An 18,225-nucleotide genomic window follows, 5' to 3' on the forward strand; every position below is an offset into this window, starting at 1 on the left:
AGCGGTCCCCCGCGGCGCACGCCGGGGAGAGGGGCCGGATCAGTCCAGCGGCGGGTAGGCGTTGTCCAGCAGCTCCTGGAACTGGGCCGAGAACCAGTGGCCCGAGATCGGGGCGTCGGCCAGCGCGCCGCTCATGTTGTTCCCGTTGCGGGGGTTGCCCTCGTAGGTCGGGTCGCACATGCGGTCGAAGCCCTTGCCCTCGGGGTTGGGGATCAGCTCGCTGGAGCCGTCCGACTCACCCGGGGGCTTCATCCACACATAGGCGTCGATGCCCGGCTCGGGGGAGGCCTGCGGGCGCTCGCCCAGCCCCGCACCCGACTGGTTGCACCAGTTGCCCGACTGGATCCGCCGGTCGTAGCGGCCCCCGTCCACATAGGCGTCCACGCTGGTCTCGGGGCCGGGGCCCGTGGGGCGGTCCGGGCCGCCCCACCCGTTGCGGGAGGTGTCGATCAGCATCCCGATGTCGGAGGCGAACCCCTGCGAGACCAGCTCCTCGCGCAGTGCCTGGGCGTAGGACAGCTCGTCGGTGAACTGGTTCCAGTCCACCCACTGCGACTGCCGCACCGGTGTGCCGGCGACGGTCTGGTCGATGGAGAAGTTGTCCTCGACCAGCGCCGAGTAGTTGGCCGTGTTCGCGATGAACCCGTGCACGTCGTCGGGGGTGGCTCCGGCGGTGTTGGCCGCCTCGTAGAACAGCGCCGCCGAGGCCGAGAAGTTGTCCTCCCAGCCGATCCAGCCGTGGTGGCCCGCGTCCACGTAGTTGTAGACGTTGTCGATCGCGCCCAGCTGCGCCAGGGCGTAGCCCACACCCTCCACGTAGTTGCCGTTGGCCAGCATCTCGTCGCACTCGGGCGTGGCCGTCTCGCGCGGGGACACGTTCGTGACCAGGTTGGGCAGCGAGTCGATCTCCACCGTCGTCACGATCCGCAGGTCCGCGTAGGCCGGGTCGGCCAGGATCTCCGCGATCGGATCGATGTACTCCTCCTTGTACCGGTCGATCTCGTCCGGGCCCAGCTCGCCGTTGGAGGCCAGCGCCGCGCAGTCGCGGCCGGGCAGGTTGTAAATCACCACCTGGAAGACCAGGGGCTCGCCCGCGGCCTGGACCACCGCCTCGTCCAGGTGCTCGCGCAGGCCCATCGACCCGGTGGTCGGGCTGTCGTTGCCCTCGATCGCGCTGATCTGGTCCAGCCACACACCCGTGGGCTGGTCGGAGATCGCGTCCCCGCCGGGCTCGGCCGCGGCGTTGGCCGACCAGATCGGGTTCACGTACACATCCGCGCCCTCATACGGATTGTCCACGCGTTCGGCGGCGGAAGCACTGGTGGCGGCGACCGTGAGAGAGGCGGTAAGTGCCAGTCCGGCAGCGGTGGCTAGGCCGCGCCGTGCCCACGGAGTTCGTTGCTTGTCGCGGGGGGAATTTCTCATGGTGTTTTTCTTCCTCATGGGGAGCGGGTGGCCAGAAGGAGTGTGCGGCTCGCCGGGCGCGTCACGGCGCCCGGCGGACCGGCGGCTGGGGGAGGCGGTGTTCATGGTGGTGAGCGGGGCATGGGCGGGCCTGAGATCCGGGGTAAGGCTGGCGGTTGATCGTCTGTGTTTCTCCCGGCAAAAGGTGGGAGAAACGGGGGGATGGTGACCGGAAGGGGGGTGGGAGCGCTCCCAGTCGTAAGCGGGAATGGTGGTTGGCGTTGTCTGGACAAGGGGTGCGAAGGGCGTTCCGTATGCGGTTACGGGGGGTGACTATTCCGGAACGCTTTTCAGAACCGTAGCTCTCCAATGGTGATATGTAAACACCAAATGTCCACGAGGTTTCTGGGACGCTGTCCCCGTTCGGTGAATGACCAGGTGGTGATCTGGTTCACAACTGTTCAGTAATAACCAGGGGTTTCCAGGAGATCACGCAGAGCAGGCCGACCGCCGCCGCCGCGATCCAGAACGGGGCCAACAGGCCGACACCCTCCGCGACGAGCCCGCCCAGCACCGCGCCCAGGGCCGCACCGCCGAGGTCGGCCAGCCGGTACACACCTCCCACGCGGCCCAGCAGGCGGTCCGGGGTGAGCAGCTGGCGGACGGTCGTGGCGGCCGTCCCCCACACCACGGTGTGGACACCGAACACGACCATGACGGCGCCGGCCGCCAGGGGGTCCGTGGTGAGAGCCAGGGCCGGGTAGGTGAGGGCCTCCACCGCGAGGCCCCAGCGGAGCAGGGAGGTCCGGCCCACTCGGCGCTCCAGCCACCCGTACGCCCGGGAGCCCGCGATGCCGCCCACGGCTCCCGCCGCCACGAACAGCCCGAAGCCCGCTTCGGACAGCCCCAGGTGCTCCCGTGCGTAGAGCACCCAGACCGCGAAGGCGCCGACGCCCGCCAGGTTCATCACCAGGATGCAGCCGCACAGTACGCGGAGCCCCGGTGAGCCGAGGACGAACGACAGGCCCTCGCCGACCTCCTGCCGCAGCGTGGTCCGCGGAGGGGGAGGGGAGCCGGGGCGGCCCCCTCCCGGAAGCGACGGCCCGACCGGCGCCATCCGCAGGAGGACCACCACCGCCAGCAGGTGGGCGAGGGCGTCGAAGCCGAAGGGGAGCGCCCACGCCGCGGCGAACATCAGCGCGCCCAGGGGCGGGCCGAGCAGCTGGTTGTTGAGCGAGAACGTCAGGGCGAGCCGCGCGTTGGCCCTGCCCAGCGAGTCGCGGTGGACCACGGACGGCACCAGGGAGCCGTACGCGGTGTCGGCGAGGGACTCGCCGACGCCCAGAGCGAACAGGGCCGGGTAGAGCGGCCACACACTGGTGCCGCCGGAGAGGAGAGCTGCGGCGAGCAGGGCGAGCACGGTGCAGCGGGCGAGGTTCGCCGCGAGGAGCACGTCGCGGCGGGGCCACCGGTCGACCAGGGCGCCCGAGGCCGCCGAGAAGAGGAGGTGGGGGAGGAGCTGGGCGGCCGAGGCGGCGGCGACGGCGACCGGGGAGGAGGACAGGGACGCGACGAGCAGCGGTCCCGCTGCGGCGAGGGCGCCGTCCCCGAGGTTGGTCAGGGCCGAGGCCCACCACAGGCGCGTGAACGCGGGGCCGAGGCGGGGCCGGTCCGGCCGGGTGCGGCGGAGCGGGCCGGCGGGGAGCGGCGGGCCGGGGCGGGTCCGGCGGGGGAGCCGGGGCCGGGCGGGGCCCGGTCGGGAACGTCGGAGGGTGCGGCGGAGACGGCGGAACAGGGGCACGGAGGACTCCCGGGGCACGGTGAACGCGCCGGTCGGCGCGTGGCGGACGGCGGTGCGGTCCGGCCTGCCCCCGGCGGGGACGCCCTGCGGTTCCGGTCGTGCCGGGCCGTGCCCGGCCCGGACTACCGGCGGTACGTCTTCCGGGCGGGGGCGGGGACCTGGTTCGCGGCGATGGTGCGCATCGGTGTCCTCATCTCCGTTCGGGCGGCCTCGTTCCGCGCCACCGTAACCCCGGGAGGAGCCGGGATCCACAGGTTTTCCGGCGCTCCGTTTCGGGTTCGCTCCGCTGGGTAACACACCGGTTGGGAGCGCTCCCGTCGATCGGCTGGTCCAGCCGACAACGATGGAGAACGCAATGAACGGCAAGACCCACGAGACCAACGGCAACCCCCGCTGGTTCGGACGCGCACTCGTGCTGGCGTCCGTCCCCCTGCTCGGACTGACCGCGCTGGCCGCGCCCGCGTCGGCGCACGGCTCGGTCGTCGACCCCGCCTCCCGCAACTACGGCTGCTTCGAGCGCTGGGGGGACGACTTCCAGAACCCCGCCATGGAGCAGGAAGACCCCATGTGCTGGCAGGCGTGGCAGGACAACCCCAACGCCATGTGGAACTGGAACGGCCTCTACCGCGACAACGTCGGCGGGGACCACCAGGGCCAGGTCCCGGACGGAACCCTGTGCAGCGGTGGGAACACCGAAGGGGGCCGCTACGACTCGATGGACACCCCCGGGGCGTGGCGGACCACCGACGTCGCCGACGACTTCACCATCCACCTGTACGACCAGGCCTCGCACGGCGCGGACTACTTCCAGGTCTACGTCACCGAGCAGGGCTTCGACCCGGCCACGCAGTCCCTGGCCTGGGACGACCTCGAACTGGTGGAGGAGACCGGGTCCTACCCGCCCGGCAACGACTACCTGATCGACGTCAGCACGTCGGGCCGCACCGGCGACCACGTCGTCTTCACGATCTGGAAGGCCTCGCACGCCGACCAGGTGTACTACCTGTGCAGTGACGTCACCTTCGGGTGACCGCTCCCGCGCCGGGGACGGCGGCCGACCGGGGTCCGGGGGCCGCCGTCCCACGGCGCTCCGGCCCGCGGCCGCCGTCCCCGGCGGACGCCTCCCCCGTGGGCGCCGACGCCCGGGAGGGATCGAGGAGACGCGCGTCCGCGACGCCGTGGCCCGACGGGCCCGCGAGCGCGGAGCCGGACCCGCGTCGCCCGGCGGCGCGCCACCGAGCACGCACCGTGTCCCGTGTCCCGGACACCGGGCCCAGGGACACGGGTGGCCCGCGCGTGCGCCCTCCCGGGGCCTCACGCGCCTATGTAGCGGAGCACCGCCAGGACGCGGCGGCTGTACCCCGCGGTGTCACCGAGGTCCAGCTTGTCGAAGATCGCGTTCGCGTGCTTCTCGACCGCGCTCTGCGACACGAACAGCCGCGCGGCGATCGCCGGGTTGGTGTGCCCCTGCGCCATCAGGTCCATCACGTCCCGCTCACGCCCGGTCAGGCGCCCCTGGGGGTCCTGGCGGCTGCTTCCCGCCAGCAGTTGCCGCACGACCTCCGGGTCGAAGGCGGCGCCGCCCCCGCCGACCCTGACCAGAGCCTCCAGGAACTCGTCCACCTCCACCACCCGGTCCTTGAGCAGATACCCCACCCCGGTGGTGTTCTCGCTGAAGAGGCGGGTGGCGTAGCGCTTCTCCACGTACTGCGAGAGCACGAGCACGCCCACGCCGGGCCGTTCCCGCCGGATGCGCACCGCCGCGCGCAGGCCCTCGTCGGTATGGGTGGGCGGCATGCGCACGTCCACCACCGCGACGTCGGGGGGCTCCTCCGCGACAGCGGCCAGCAGGGCGTCCGCGTCGCCGACCGACGCGACGACCCTGTGCCCCTCGTCCTCCAGGAGCCGCACGAGTCCCTCACGCAGCAGGGCCGAGTCCTCGGCCACGATCACCCGCACGGGACCTCCGCGGTGACCGTCGTCGGCCCGCCGGCCGGGCTGTCCACGGACAGCCTGCCGTCGAGCGCCTCCACACGGCCCGCCAGGCCCGTCAGCCCCGTTCCCGAGGGATCGGCCCCACCCGCCCCGTCGTCGCTCACACGCACCACCACCGACCTCGTCCCCCCGTCGTCCCTCTCCCACACCCGTATGCCCACGCGCCGCGCGCCGGCGTGCTTGACCGCGTTGGTCACCGCCTCGGCGACCACGAAGTAGGCCGCCGTCTCCACCGCCGGGGGCGGGGCCTCCGACAGCCGGTACTCCAGGTCGATCGGCAGGGCCGACCGCCCCACCAGGCCGTGGAGCGCCGCACGCAGTCCCTCCTCCGCCAGGGCGGCCGGATAGACCCGCCAGGCGACCTCCTTCAGGTCGCGCAGCGCGTTCCGGGTCTCCTCGTGCGCCTGTTCGACCAGGGCCCGGCCCTTCTCCGAGCCCGGGTCGCGCCGCGCGCGGCCCAGGGCCATGCCCAGCAGGACCAGCCGCTGCTGGACGCCGTCGTGCAGATCGCGTTCGATCCGGCGGCGTTCCTCGTCCACGGCCGTGACGACCCCGGCCCGGGTCGCCACCAGCACCCCGATCCTCTCCTCCATGAGGTCCTGGCGGCTGGGGCCGAGCAGCCGGCGCGCCAGCCAGCTCTCCGTGCCCACCAGGCCCACGGTCCCCTGCACGCTCAGGTAGACGAGCGCCAGGCCGACGGGAACGATCCCCGGATCGTTCCCGTCGAGCACCTCCAGTGGGGACGCCACCAGGTAGAGGCCCGCGGGCAGGAACGCCAGCACCAGCCCGCCGAAGAGTCCCACGGGGCAGCGGGCCGCCAGATAGGCCAGGGAGCGGGCCGTCCCGGGCCGGCCGACGATCTCGACGCCGAACAGCGCCTCCAGGCGCCGCCGCTCCAGGGCGACCAGCGGCCCGACGACCGAGCCGAGGACGCGGGCCGACCGGGTCCGGGCAGCGGGCCGCACGAGGAACGGGAGGGCCGCGACGCAGGCCGCCGGGAGGAGGGCGAGGAGGACCGCGGCGGCCCCGGCCGTCACTGTGCCGGCGGCCGCGCCCGCGAGCGCCCGGGCCCAACCGTGCCGCCGGGCGCCGTGCCCTTCGGGCCGCGTCCCGTCGTCCGTGGTCACGTCCGTCCTCTCCTCTCCCCGCCGGATCCGGCCCCGGGAGCGGTGTCACCGGCCGCGGGGCCGCGCGTCCGGGAACGCGGTCCTCCACGGGCGCCCGGAGCGCCGGGAGCCCGTTCGGAGAGTAGCGACCGGCGGAACGCCCGGGTACTGCGGGACACCGCATTTCCGGGGGTGGCGGGTCGCCCAGGCGACCGGGCGGAACCACCCATGGGCCGGGCCCCCGCGGTTCCGTAGCGTTCGTGGGGCCCCGGCCGGGCGCAGACCCACCACAGAAATCCGACCCCTGTCGCTCCGTACCGAACGGTGGAACCAGTGAACCCCCGCCCTCTCCTCCTCCGCCCCGCCTGGCTGCTCGCCGGCACCGTCCTCTCCCTCTTCGCGATGCAGGCCGCGTGGGACATCGCCCTGCTCGCATGGGTCCACCCGGTGCTGCTGCTGAGGTTCGCGCGCACCGGCCGACCGCTTCCCGCCCTCCTCGGGGTGCTGGGCTCCACCACCGCCGCGACCCTCGTCTGGCTCGCCCTCGCCGACCTGCTCTCCCCTCCGCTGCTCCTGCTCGCGCTGCCGCTCGCCGTGGCCGGGGCGCTTCCGTTCGCCCTGGACCGGCTCCTGGCCCCCCGGCTGGGGGAGCGCCGCCCGTGGCGGGCCTCGCTGGTCTTCCCGCTGGCCACGGTCGCCGTGGAGTTCGCGGTCTCCGTCGGCACCCCCTTCGGGACCGTCCACGGGGTCCTCGGCGCGACACAGGCCTCGAACCTTCCTCTCATCCAGGTGGCGTCGGTGACCGGCGTCTTCGGGGTGAGCTTCCTGGTCGCCTGGGCGGCCTCGGCCGCGGTGCTGCTCTGGGAGCGGGGCCCCTCCGACCGGGCCGCCCGCTCGGTCGCCGCCGGGGCGGTCGGCGCGGTCGTGCTGGTCGCGACCGCGGGAGGGGCCCGCCTGGTGTTCGCGCCGCCCTCGTCGGACACGGTGCGGATCGCCGGGGTCACCGCCTCCGAGGACGCGTGGGAGGAGGTCGTCCCGACCTTCCGCGAGTACGACTCGCTGGAGGCGATCGTCGCGGCCGACCCCGAGGAGATGCGCGGGCGCTTCGCCCCCGTCAACGACGACCTCCTCGCCGGGACCGAGCGCGAGGCCGTGGCCGGCGCGGAAGTCGTCCTGTGGCCGGAGTCCGCCGCCTTCACCCTGGAGGCCGACAAGGAGCACCTGGTGGACCGCGTGCGCGCGGTCGCCGAGGAGCACGGTGTGTACGTCAACGCGGGGATGTCGGTCTACACCGAGGACGCACCGCACCTTCGCAACCAGATGGTCATGGTCACCCCCGGGGGCGACGTCGCGTGGACCTACGACAAGAGCCGTCCCATCCCGGTGCTCGAACCCTACGAGGCCGGCGACGGCGTCATCCCGGTCGCCGACACGCCCGCGGGCCGGCTGGCCACCGCCATCTGCTACGACGGCGACTTCCCGGCACTCGTCCGGCAGGCCGGCGCCGCCGACGCGGACGTCCTCCTCGTGGGCGCCAACACCTGGGAGGGGATCAAGGAGATGCACGCCCGCAACGCCGTGTTCCGGGCAGTGGAGAACGGGGCGTCCCTGTTCCGGCAGGCGAGCAGGGGGCGGTCGAACGCGACCGACCACCAGGGCCGGACACTGGCCACGACCGACTACTTCACCACCGGGCAGCAGACCATGGTGGCGTACGTGCCCCGGGAGGGGGTGACCACGCTCTACTCCCGGATCGGTGACGCCTTCGCGTGGTCGTGCCTGGCGGCGCTGCTCGCGCTGGCCGTCACCGGACGGAGGCGCCCCGGAGGCAGGCGGGGGCCGTCGGACGCCCTGGAGGACGGAGCACGGGACGGTCGCGGAGCCGCGCCCCGGGGCGCCAACCGGTCACGGTGAGCCGCCGGTGGAGGGCGGGGGCCCGCCGGCCGGGCGGGTGCTCCGGCCGCCACCGGCGGACGGGCCCGCGTGCGCGGAGGCGGACCTGCGGCACGCCACCGGCGCACGCACCGTGTCCCGGGGCCCGGACACCGGGCCCCGGGACACGGGTGGCCTGTGCGTGCGCCCTCCCGGGGCGGGAGGGCACGGGGTCTAGCCGTTGTTGCCGAAGAACTGGTCGCGCGCGGCGTCGGCCGCGGCGGCGCCCGGATCCTCGATGACGCCGCCGATCGCGTCGGCCTGGCCCTGGAACCCCTCGACGGTCTCGGTGACCCCGCCGAGCGCCTCCTGGCCGTAGGCCTGGGCCTCCTCCGCCACGCCGCCGTAGGCCTCCTCGCCGAAGGCCTGCGCCGATTCGACCGCGCCGCCGTAGGCCTCCTCGCCGAAGCCCTGCGCGGACTCGACCGCGCCGCCGTAGGCCTCCTCGCCGAAGCCCTGCGCGGACTCGACGGCGGTGCCCGCGCCCTCCAGGGTGTCGGTCACCCCCTGGGTCACCTCCTCGGCGGCGCCGCCGAAGAGTCCCTTGAACCAACCGATCAGGTCGTCGAACATCGCTCTCTCACTTCATAGGTTGCCCCGGCCCCGTACCCAGGACGGATAAGGCCTTGGTAAGGGGGGCGAGTGCTGGGTGGTCGTCCTGGGGCACGGTTTTCTGCTGCGACGCCTGCGCTCCGCACGGGTCCACCGCCCTCCCGGGTCACCCCTATCCTGCCGGACGCGAACGGGCCGTCGGCCGACGCATCGGGGGCGCCGCACCGCGCCGTCCCCGGCAGCCCGGCGGTGTGCGGGGGCGGCCGCGGGGGGCCGGAGTCCCTTCCGCCGAGGTCGGGGCCCGTGCGGCGCCGGAACGCGGACACGGGGGAGCCCGGGCCCGCCGGACGCGCCCCCCGGGGCGCCGCCGTCCGCGCTCCCGGGTGTGACCGCGCTCGCACAGGGCTCCCGGGCGGCGGGCGGTACGGGGGCGGTCCCACGGGTGGACGGCAACCCCGTGCGGGTCGGCGCCGACCGGGCCCGCCGCACCGCCCCGGTGGACTCCTCCGAGTGGATCGCCGCCGTGCTCGCCCCGACCGGGCCGCCGTTCACGGCCGGGCCCCCTGGAGTGCGCGCACCGCGCCGCCGCCCTCACGGACCCCCTGCACCGGTCCGCGGACCCGGCGCTCCGAGCGCCCCGCTCCGCGGGCCGCGCCCGCAGCGGGCGGACCCTCCGTACATGAGGGGGAACCCCGGCCGACCGGCGCTCCCCGGCCGACCGGTCGGCGCACCGGGACCCCCGGGGTGGGGCGGGCCCCACCCCGGGGAGGGGGCCCAGCGGGATGGGACGGCGGCTCCGGCACGGCCAGGCTGGTGCCATGACGAGACCGAAGACGGGGCCCGGCCCCGGGCCCCGGCACGCACACCGCACGGGGGAGGCGCCCCATGAGTGACGACCGCACCTCCCCCGCGACCGCGCCGCAGGACCTCCCGCCGGGCGCCGGAGGACCCGTGCTCGACCTCATCGGCGTGGGCAAGGTCTACCGGGGCGGACACACCGCCGTGGAGGACCTCACCCTGAGGCTGACCCCGGGCGTGATCGGACTCCTCGGCCCCAACGGGGCGGGGAAGTCCACCCTGATGCGCATCATGGCGACCGTGACCCGGCCGACCTCGGGCCGGATGCTCCTGGACGGCGCGGACGCCGTGGCACGCCCCGGACCGCTGCGGGCGGGCCTGGGCTACCTCCCCCAGGACTTCGGCGCCTACCCCCACCTGACGTCCCGTGAGTTCCTCGGCTACCTCGCCGCGGCCCGGGGGCTCCCCGCGCGCGTCGCGCGGGCCCGGATCGACGACCTCCTCCGACTGGTCAACCTCACGGGCGCCGTCCGGCGCCCCCTGGGCGGGTACTCCGGAGGCATGCTGCGCCGCGTCGGCATCGCCCAGGCGCTGCTCACCGACCCCCGGGTGCTCATCGCCGACGAGCCGACGGCCGGACTGGACCCGGAGGAGCGGGCGCGCTTCCGCAACCTCCTCACGGACCTGGCCCGGGACCGGATCGTGGTCCTGTCCACGCACATCGTCTCCGACGTCGGGTCCGCCGCCTCCAGCCTGGCCGTGATGGCGGGCGGCCGCCTCCTGCGGCACGGCGCCCCCGAGGACCTGCTGGGCGAGGTCGAGGGCCGGGTGTGGGAGGCCGTGGTCGCCCCCGACGCCGCCGCGGACCTGCGGGCGCGCCACCGCGTCAGCCGCATGGTGCGCACCGGGGACGGGGTGCGCGTCCGGATCCTCTCCCCGCACGCCCCGCTGGCCGACGCCGTCGGTGTGCGGCCCGACCTGGAGGACCTCTACCTCCTCGTCGTCCCACCCGCCCGGTCCGGGTCCCCCGGCGGCCTCGCCGAGGCGCTGCGGGGGCCGTCGTGGTGAGGGGGTACGCGCGCCTCGTGCTGGGCGACGTCCGCGAGCGGGTCCGCAGGCCGGTCTACCTGGTGACCCTGCTGGCCACCGTCGGCCTGGGCTACGTCGCGGTCCCGGCCGTCGACTCCCGCTGGACGGTGGTGGACGTCGCAGGGTACCGGGGCGTGTACGACAGCGCCTACGTCGGAACCGTCACCGCGCTGGCAGGTGCCCTGTGGCTGACCCTGGCGGGCTTCTACGTCGTGCGGAACACCGTCGCCAGGGACAGGGAGACCGGGGTGGGGGAGCTGCTGGCCGCCACGCGGCTGCGGACCCCCGTCTACCTGCTGGCCAAGTTCGGCGGCAACCTCGCCGTCCTGGTGTCGATGCTCGGCGTGCTCGCCGCGACGGCCGCGGTGATGCAGGTCGCCCGGGGCGAGGCCGTGTGGGTGGACCCGGTCCGGCTGCTCACCCCCTACCTCGTGCTGGCCCTGCCGCTGATGGCCCTCACCGCCGCCGCGGCGGTCGTCTTCGAGACCGCGCCCGTGCTGCGCGGCGGGGCGGGCAACGTCGTGTGGTCGGTGGCGGCGCTCACCCTGCTCCTCGGCGGGCTGTCGCCCCGGGCCCCGCTCGGAGGACTGGGGGCGGCGAGCGTGGCGGAGTCCTTCCGCGCGTCCCTCGCCGCCCGGGGCGTGGACGCGTCCGCCGGCGAGTTCAGCCTCGGCCTCACCTACGTGGACGAGCCGCTGCGCGCGATCGAGTGGCCGGGGTGGGAGCCGTCCGGCGAGCTGGTGGCGACGCGCCTGGTGATCCTGGCCGCCGCGGTCGTGCTGGCCGTGCTGCCCGCACTGTGGTTCGACCGTTTCGACCCCGCACGGGGCGCCGCGGGCGGGACGCCCCGCCCGCGGGGGACCGGGCCGCACACCCCTCCGGGGCCGGAGCACGCTCCCCGGGACGGGGCGGGCGGTCCCGCGACCGCTCCGCCGCGGCTGGGGCCCCTGCCCGGCCCGATCCGCGCCCCCGGCGCGTGGGCCGTGTTCCCGCGCCTGGTCGCGGGGGAGCTGCGGATGCTGGTCGGCGGACGGAGCCGCTGGTGGTGGGCCGGGGTGGCCGCGATCACCGCGGCCGCGCTCCTGCTGCCCGCGCGGTCGGCGCCCACGGTCCTCCTCCTCGCCTGGATCTGGCCCGTCCTGGTCTGGTCGGGCCTGGGGACCCGGGCCCGGCTGGTCGGCCTCGACGGCCTGCTCGCCTCCTACCCCCGCGCCGGCGCGCGCTTCCTGGCCGAGTGGACGGCGGGGGTGGCCGTCGCCGCGCTCGTGGGCGCCGGTCCCCTGGTCCGCATGGTCGCGTCCGGTGACGCGGCCGGGGTCTCGGCCTGGGCGGCCGGGGCGCTGTTCGTCCCCGGCCTGGCGCTGGCGCTGGGAGTGGTGAGCCGGGTCGGCCGACCGTTCCAGGCGGTCTACCCGCTGCTGTGGTACCTGGTCCTCAACGGGGTGTCGCCGGTGGACTTCCTCGGAGCGGTGCGGGCGGACGGACACCTCACCGGCCCCCCGCCGCCACTGGTCGCGGCGGTCGCGCTGGGGCTCCTCGGGACGGCGGCGGCCGTGGCGGCGGCCCGTTCCCGTCCGGGGGCGCTGCGCGCGGCGGCCGGCGCCCTCCGTGAGCGCCCGTCCCGCTGAGGGCGGGCGCGGGCAGGGAGGCGGTGCGGGCCCGAGGAGCCACGGGCCCGCACCGTGGGGGCAGGGGTCAGGAGCCCGGGAGGCGTCAGCAGCCGGTGCTGCTGGTGATGGTGGTGTTGCCGTAGTAGGCGATGCGCACACCGTTGAGCACGGCCCGGACCACGGTGCCGTTGACCCGCTGCTCGTAGTGCAGGTGCGGGCCGGTCGAGCCGCCGGTGCTGCCGACCCGGCCGATCACGGTGCCGGTACCGACGCTGTCGCCGACCGAGACCGACTGGGAGCTCAGGTGCGCGTAGAGGGTGGTGATGCCGCTGCCGTGGCTGACCACGACGTACTTGCCGTAGCTGGTGTCGCCGCGGTCGGCGACCGTGGTCACGGTGCCCGACGCGCTGGAGCGGACGTTCTGCCCCTGGGCGTTGCCGCGTTGGAAGTCCACGGCCAGCTGGGGGTTGTGGTTGCTGCGGGTGTTGGCGTTCCAGACCTGGCCGCAGTCGAAGGGGGTGCGCAGGTTGACGGCGGTGACGGCCAGGTCGTCGGCCGCGGCGCCGACCGGGGCGAGCACGGTCAGGAGCGCTCCGGCGGCCACGGCGGCGCCGAGCCTCTTGAGGGTCTTCAGGAAGCGGGGGGTCTTCAAGGGGGTCCTTTCCTCGCACAGCGGGGGGCTGCGGGATGGCAGAGGGACAGGTACCCCGTAGGGAAGTTTCGATTCACGACGCCGAGCGGAAAAAAACCGCTGCGGTCGCGTCCGGCCCCGCAGCCGTCACCGGGGCCGCCCTGTACGGGCGGCCCCGGCCCGCGGCGGGGCCGGGGGCCCTCAGGCGAGGGCGTCCGAGAGGCGGGGGACCAGGGTCTGGACCGCGTAGGGGATGGACAGGACCGAGTTGTAGGTGACCGCCCCCCTCTGGTCGAGCGACGTCGTGACGACCGCGTCGTCGCGCACCACGTCGAGCGAGTCGAAGGCGGTGGAGCCCTCGGTGATGTCGAAGGACTCGTCGTCGCCGAAGACCAGCAGCAGGTCCCCGTCGAGCATGTCCACCCGCTCCGGGGAGAGCTCGACGAAGAAGCTCTCACCCGTGTCCTGCTCCGCCACCGCCTCCGGGATCTCGAAGCCGAGGGAGGTGAGGAACTGTCCTCGCGCGTCCCCGGGCAGGTAGGCGCCGTACTTGCCGTCGAAGGGCAGTACCGCGGCGCCGACGCGCCCCTCGAACTCCGGGTGCGCGGCGCGCGTCTCGGCCAGGAGCTCGTCGGTGGCCTCGTTGAGGGCGGCGCCCTCCTCGGGTCGGCCGAGCGCGGTGGCGATGAGCTCGGTGGCCTCGTCCCGGGGCACGGTGTAGGCGGCGACGCCGGCCGGGCGGGCGACGACGGGGGCGATCTGCGACAGGTCCTCGTAGACGGCCTCGTCGAACCCCGCGGAGACGCCGACGATGAGGTCGGGGGCGAGGTTCGCGACCTGCTCGATGTTGGGCTCGGAGTCGGACGCGATGCGCGTCGGCTCGGCGTCCCCGACCAGGTCGTCGGTCCAGGGCCCCAGCCCGGTCTCGAAGAAGGAGAAGCCCGTGTTGCCCACCGGGACGACGCCGAGGGCGAGGACGGCGTCGGCGTCGGTGACGCCGAGGGCGACGATCCGCTCGGGCGCCTCCTCGACGGTCGTGGAGCCGAACTCGTGGTCGACCGTCACGGGGAAGGCCCCCGTGTCGGACGCGGGGGCGGCTGCGGGTTCGGGGGAGCCGTCCTCGGCCCCGCAGGCGGAGAGGAGGACGAGGGAGAGCAGGGCGCACGCGAGGGCGCGCGGCGCGGGACCGGGGGGCATGGGACTCCGTTCGGGGTGGGTTAGGCTCGCCTATCCTAAAGAGTCCCGGTGCGCGGGCTCCGCCCGGGGGCGGGGGGGGGGGCCCCCCCCCCCCCCGGGGGGGGCGCCCCCCCCCCCCCCGCCGCTCATCCCAGGTAGTCCTCCGGGCCGCCCTCGCGCACCGTGTCGAGGGTGACGCAGTGGAACCCGCCGCCCAGGACCCGGGAGTGGCGGAGGCGGAGCGGGACCACCGTGATGCCGTGGCCCTCCAGGAGGCGGACGAGGCCGGTCTGGGCGCCGTCCACGATCGCCGTCCCCTCGTCCACCATCAGCAGGTTCATGCCGACCCAGGGGGTGCTGAGCGTGTGCGGGACCGCGGTCGGGCCGCCCGCCATGGGAGGACACCACAGCACGTCCCACCCCTTCAGGGGCTCGGGCACGGTGTCCGGGCCGATGCGCTCGGGGTTGAGCAGCACCAGGCCGGGGCGCAGCAGGCAGACCGTGCTGTCGATGTGGGTGCCCTCGTAGACGCCGCGCAGGGGGTGCACCCGCACGTCGCCGAGCAGCCCCAGGGTCGATTCCAGCCAGCGCAGCCCGAGTTCGTTGCCGCTGCGGGAGACCTGGTAGAAGACGTCGCGGCCGAGCCTGAGGCAGTTCGCCGCCTCGAACGCGGGCTCCGCCTCGCCCAGCACGGGGAAACCGTCCCCGTCGGTCCCGAACAGGGAGTCGTCGAGCCGGGGCCGCGGGGCGCAGATCCAGTGGGCGCCCCGCAGGAGGTAGTCCTGGAACAGGGGGCGCCAGCCGAAGGCCTCGAAGTAGCGGGCCCGCATGGGGCTGGGGCTCTCGATGAGGGCGGACCCCACGACGAGGGTGAGGTCCCGCGGGCAGTAGGAGCTGCGGCCGGTCGTCCGCCAGCCCGGACCGCCGTACTCCACGCCGTGGTCGACCGCGGGCGGCTGGTGGACGGTGACACCGAGGCCGCGCAGCGTGTCGGCCAGGACGGCGAGGTCCTCGTTCGACTCCTCGATGACGTGTCGGGGGAAGAGCCCCTCGCCGATGCGGCGCAGCTCGGCGGGCGTCAGCTCCGGGTAGCAGTTGAGCCAGGCCGACGGGTCCGACAGCGGGGGGACCCGGGAGTGGGTCGCGTCGCCGACGACCACCTCCCTCAGCCTGGTGAACTCGTCCCACGAGTGGACGGCCGGCAGGGCGGGCCGCGACCCGCGGGCCGACGGGGGAGGCGGTGCCGGACGCCCCGTCGGCGCGTCCGCGGTTCCAGTGCTCATGTGTTCCTTCCGGGGGCGGGGCTCTCGTCCGCTGGGGGCCGGCCGCCGGGGCCGGTACCGCGGGGCCGTGGGTTTCGCGGGCCTCAGGCCGTCGGGTCGCTCAGCAGGTTCGCGACGCGCTCCTCCAGCGCGCGGGCGGCGTCCAGGTCCTCGGCGACGGCGCAGTAGGTCACCCGGCCCGTGACCGGCGCGTAGTCGGCGGTGACGACCACCCCCAGCCCCGAGTGCGGGTCGTAGCCGAGCCCGGACCCGCCGAGCCGGCTGAGCGCCTCCGCGAAGGAGGGGACCGCCCACCGGCCCGCGCGCTCCAGGAACACGCGCCCGTCGCGGCGGTCGCGGCCGACGACCCTGTCGATCAGGTTGACGTGCAGGTGGGAGGAGGCCGTGAGCCTGCCGTTGACCTCGGTGAAGACGAGACCGCCCTCCGGGGTCCGGATGGCGTCGGCGCACAGCGTCCCCCGGTACCCCATCAGCCGGAAGGGCTCGCACGCGCGCCGGCCGGTCTCGACCAGTTCCGCGAGCTCCCCGGGCCCGACCGACTGGGGCGGGATCACCTCTCCGGTGGCCACGGGCTCCATCAGGATCTCCCCGGCCCCGCGGAACACGCAGCCGTCGTCGTCGGCGACGAACTCCGCGTACACCGTCGTGGAGTCGGGGAAGTAGCGCTCGATGATCAGACTGTGCCCCTTGTGCCCCGTGAGCCACTCCCACCGGTCGCGGACGTAGCGCCGGACGGCGTCCCGGTCCGCCAGGACGACGACGCCGGCCGCGCCCGCCGCGCGGACCCCCTCGGCCCGGCTGAGGATCTCGTTCCCCAGGCCTCCGCCGGCGAACTGCTGCTTGACCATCACGGGTGCCCCGTCCGCCAGCAGGGACTCGATCGTGCCCTCCGCGTGGTCGGGACTGTCGGTGATCACGCCGGGCGCGACGGGGATGCCGTTCCCCGCGGCCACGGCGCGGAAGACCGCCTTGCTGTTGACGAGCGCGTCCCCGCCCTGGGCGCTGAAGGCGTGCCCCGGCAGGGCCTCCTCGACGCCGACCGCCGACGCCATGGCCGTCACGGCGAGGTCGCTGTAGGTGCAGGTGATCCGGTCGACCGGCCGGTCCGCCAGGGCCTTCTCCAGGTCCCGCAGGAAGACCGGGTCGACGAGCCGGTCGGCGGTGAGGATGTCGGGTCCGAAGCGGCCGGGAGGGGGGATGACGAACCGCAGGGTCGAGGCGCGGGTACCGGTCAGCCCGGTCACGTAGTCCATGAAGTCCGCGCTCGGCCGGGAGGGCAGGACCAGGACGTCCCCGTCCTCGGCGTACCACAGCATGCGCTGCGCGCCCAGGCCGAAGGCCCGCCTCTTCTCCACGGGAATCCTGCCGATGTCGCCGACCATTTCCTCGGGGACGTTGACAACGATCAATGCGGTCATGGAATTCTCCTCTTCCGGGGGGCGTTTTCGGGCCGGTAAAGGGGACCGGCGGAAAGCGCGGTCGGACGTCCGTATCAGGGACGCATATCCTGTCCCGCCTCTTCGGGCGGGTGCTTTCCGGAACGCCGCGGAACCACCCGGAAAAGCAGGGCGGCCGCGCCGAGGGCGGTCAGGCACGCCGCGGAGGCGAGCAGCGTGCCCTGCGCGCCGACCGCGAGGACGATCGGGGCCCCCGCCATGGCGCCGAGGGGGACGGCGACCCCGGTGACCGCTCCGCGCGCCGCCAGGACCTGCGGAAGCGCGGCCGCGGGCGCGGAGTTCTGGAAGAGGGCCGTCGTGGTCGAGGGGAACGGTCCCCAGAAGAGCCCGCACACGCCGAAGGAGATCCAGGAGACGGCCACGGGCAGTCCGAGGCCCAGCGGCGCCAGCGCGAGGCCGAAGCCCAGGACGATGCAGATCGTGGTCGGCATCAGCGGCAGGTCGCGCAGATAGCCGGTGAGCAGTGCTCCCGTGACGGCGCCGATGCCGAAGGCCGTGTAGAAGCCCGCGAGGGTGGCCGCCGAGGCCTGGAGGTCCTCCACGACGTACAGGGGGATCGCCACGCTCGACGGGCCGAAGAAGAGGAAGAAGCCGAACGAGAGCGCCAGCAGTCCGAGGAGCCCGGGGTCGCGGCCGATGGCCCTGAAGCCCTCCGAGCGCGACGCGCCCGCCCTGACCCCGTCCTGACCGGATCCCCGGGGGATCGCGAACCGGTAGGTCGCGGCGAGGACGGCGAAGGAGAGCGCGACGAGGGCCAGGACGTACTCGGGCCCTCCCCGGGCGATGACGATCGCGGCGAGGAGCGGCCCGACGACCGTGGACAGCTCCAGCATCACGTTGACGACGGAGTTCCCGGCGAGGTGGTCCTTCTTGTCCAGGAGTTCGGAGAGCATCGTGTAGCGGCCGGCCTTGCCCCACGCGCTCAGCACCGAGGACAGGCCGAGCAGGGCGACGTACAGCAGGATGTCCAGCGAGCCCAGCACGTGGACCAGCGGGATCAGCGCCAGCGCCCCGGCGCGGAGGAGTGCGTCCCAGCCGGCCAGCTGGGCGCCGCTGCGACCGTTCAGCAGGCCGCCGAGGAGGAAGGCGCCCACCGCCCCGGGCAGGGTGTAGGCCGCCACGGCGGCGGCCACCCAGGCGGCGCGGTGGTCGGCCGGGGCCAGCTCCATGGCGAGCCAGCTCACGGCCAGGGAGCTCATCCCGCCGCCGAGCGCGGACACGCCGATGCCGGGGAGGACCCGCCGCAGGAGCGGATGGGTGAGCACGGGCCAGTAGGGGGAGCCCTTGACCGCGCGTGCCACGAGGGACTTCACGGGTTTCCTCCGATTCCGCTTGGCACCGCGCGTTCCCGGGGCGCTCCACCGCGTTCTTCGCGCCGAAAGGGGCCGGGC

14 protein-coding genes are annotated in these 18,225 nt (G+C 74.7%); 4 read left to right on the forward strand and 10 right to left on the reverse strand.

Features of this window, described 5'->3' with window-relative positions; genetic code table 11:
* Window positions 1-39: 39 nt before the first annotated feature.
* A complete protein-coding gene (locus ACIRPH_RS15670; RefSeq protein WP_402914835.1) occupies window positions 40-1,425 on the reverse strand; it encodes a glycoside hydrolase family 6 protein in 1,386 nt (461 codons plus the stop codon).
* A gap of 430 nt (window positions 1,426-1,855) precedes the next feature.
* Entirely contained in the window at window positions 1,856-3,205 is a 1,350-nt protein-coding gene (locus tag ACIRPH_RS15675; protein WP_402914522.1) for an MFS transporter, read from the reverse strand.
* Window positions 3,206-3,560: 355 nt separating this feature from the next.
* Between ACIRPH_RS15675 and ACIRPH_RS15680 the strand changes: the two genes are divergently transcribed.
* Window positions 3,561-4,235, forward strand: coding sequence for a lytic polysaccharide monooxygenase (locus tag ACIRPH_RS15680; RefSeq protein ID WP_402914525.1), 675 nt, complete (start codon window positions 3,561-3,563; stop codon window positions 4,233-4,235).
* 284 nt (window positions 4,236-4,519) lie between these two features.
* Here the strand turns inward: ACIRPH_RS15680 and ACIRPH_RS15685 are convergent, their stop codons facing one another.
* Both ACIRPH_RS15685 and ACIRPH_RS15690 read right to left on the reverse strand, forming a co-directional pair.
* Window positions 4,520-5,164, reverse strand: coding sequence for a response regulator (locus ACIRPH_RS15685; protein WP_402914528.1), 645 nt, complete (start codon window positions 5,162-5,164; stop codon window positions 4,520-4,522).
* Window positions 5,155-6,327: a sensor histidine kinase gene (locus tag ACIRPH_RS15690; RefSeq protein ID WP_402914531.1), complete on the reverse strand. Its 1,173-nt coding sequence runs from the start codon at window positions 6,325-6,327 to the stop codon at window positions 5,155-5,157. Before ACIRPH_RS15690 ends, ACIRPH_RS15685 begins: the two co-directional genes overlap by 10 nt.
* Window positions 6,328-6,639: 312 nt before the next feature.
* On the opposite strand from ACIRPH_RS15690, the gene ACIRPH_RS15695 reads away from it, so the two are divergent.
* Complete coding sequence (locus ACIRPH_RS15695) at window positions 6,640-8,220, forward strand: nitrilase-related carbon-nitrogen hydrolase (RefSeq protein ID WP_402914533.1); 1,581 nt, start codon at window positions 6,640-6,642, stop codon at window positions 8,218-8,220.
* 192 nt (window positions 8,221-8,412) lie between these two features.
* On the opposite strand, the gene ACIRPH_RS15700 is transcribed toward ACIRPH_RS15695, so the two are convergent.
* Window positions 8,413-8,811, reverse strand: coding sequence for a hypothetical protein (locus ACIRPH_RS15700; RefSeq protein ID WP_402914536.1), 399 nt, complete (start codon window positions 8,809-8,811; stop codon window positions 8,413-8,415).
* An 864-nt stretch (window positions 8,812-9,675) separates the two neighbouring features.
* Between ACIRPH_RS15700 and ACIRPH_RS15705 the strand changes: the two genes are divergently transcribed.
* On the forward strand, window positions 9,676-10,656 hold the full coding sequence (locus ACIRPH_RS15705; RefSeq protein ID WP_402914539.1) for an ABC transporter ATP-binding protein: 981 nt from the start codon (window positions 9,676-9,678) through the stop codon (window positions 10,654-10,656).
* Entirely contained in the window at window positions 10,650-12,305 is a 1,656-nt protein-coding gene (locus tag ACIRPH_RS15710) for a hypothetical protein (protein ID WP_402914541.1), read from the forward strand. Before ACIRPH_RS15705 ends, ACIRPH_RS15710 begins: the two co-directional genes overlap by 7 nt.
* 85 nt (window positions 12,306-12,390) lie before the next feature.
* Here the strand turns inward: ACIRPH_RS15710 and ACIRPH_RS15715 are convergent, their stop codons facing one another.
* The 5 genes from ACIRPH_RS15715 to ACIRPH_RS15735 form a co-directional block, all read right to left on the reverse strand.
* Entirely contained in the window at window positions 12,391-12,939 is a 549-nt protein-coding gene (locus ACIRPH_RS15715) for a M23 family metallopeptidase (protein ID WP_402914543.1), read from the reverse strand.
* Between the two features lie 180 nt (window positions 12,940-13,119).
* Window positions 13,120-14,115, reverse strand: coding sequence for an iron-siderophore ABC transporter substrate-binding protein (locus ACIRPH_RS15720; RefSeq protein ID WP_402914545.1), 996 nt, complete (start codon window positions 14,113-14,115; stop codon window positions 13,120-13,122).
* Between the two features lie 125 nt (window positions 14,116-14,240).
* Window positions 14,241-15,377 carry a glycine amidinotransferase gene (locus ACIRPH_RS15725; RefSeq protein ID WP_402914547.1) on the reverse strand — a complete coding sequence of 379 codons (1,137 nt, stop codon included), beginning with the start codon at window positions 15,375-15,377 and terminating at the stop codon, window positions 14,241-14,243.
* Between the two features lie 83 nt (window positions 15,378-15,460).
* The gene (locus tag ACIRPH_RS15730) at window positions 15,461-16,795 is read right to left on the reverse strand and encodes a peptide ligase PGM1-related protein (protein WP_402914549.1); all 1,335 of its coding nucleotides are present in this window, start codon (window positions 16,793-16,795) and stop codon (window positions 15,461-15,463) included.
* A 74-nt stretch (window positions 16,796-16,869) separates the two neighbouring features.
* Entirely contained in the window at window positions 16,870-18,147 is a 1,278-nt protein-coding gene (locus ACIRPH_RS15735; protein ID WP_402914552.1) for an MFS transporter, read from the reverse strand.
* Between the last annotated feature and the right edge of the window lie 78 nt (window positions 18,148-18,225).

Source organism: Nocardiopsis sp. NPDC101807 (genome assembly GCF_044766605.1).
Lineage (GTDB): Bacteria > Actinomycetota > Actinomycetes > Streptosporangiales > Streptosporangiaceae > Nocardiopsis > Nocardiopsis tropica.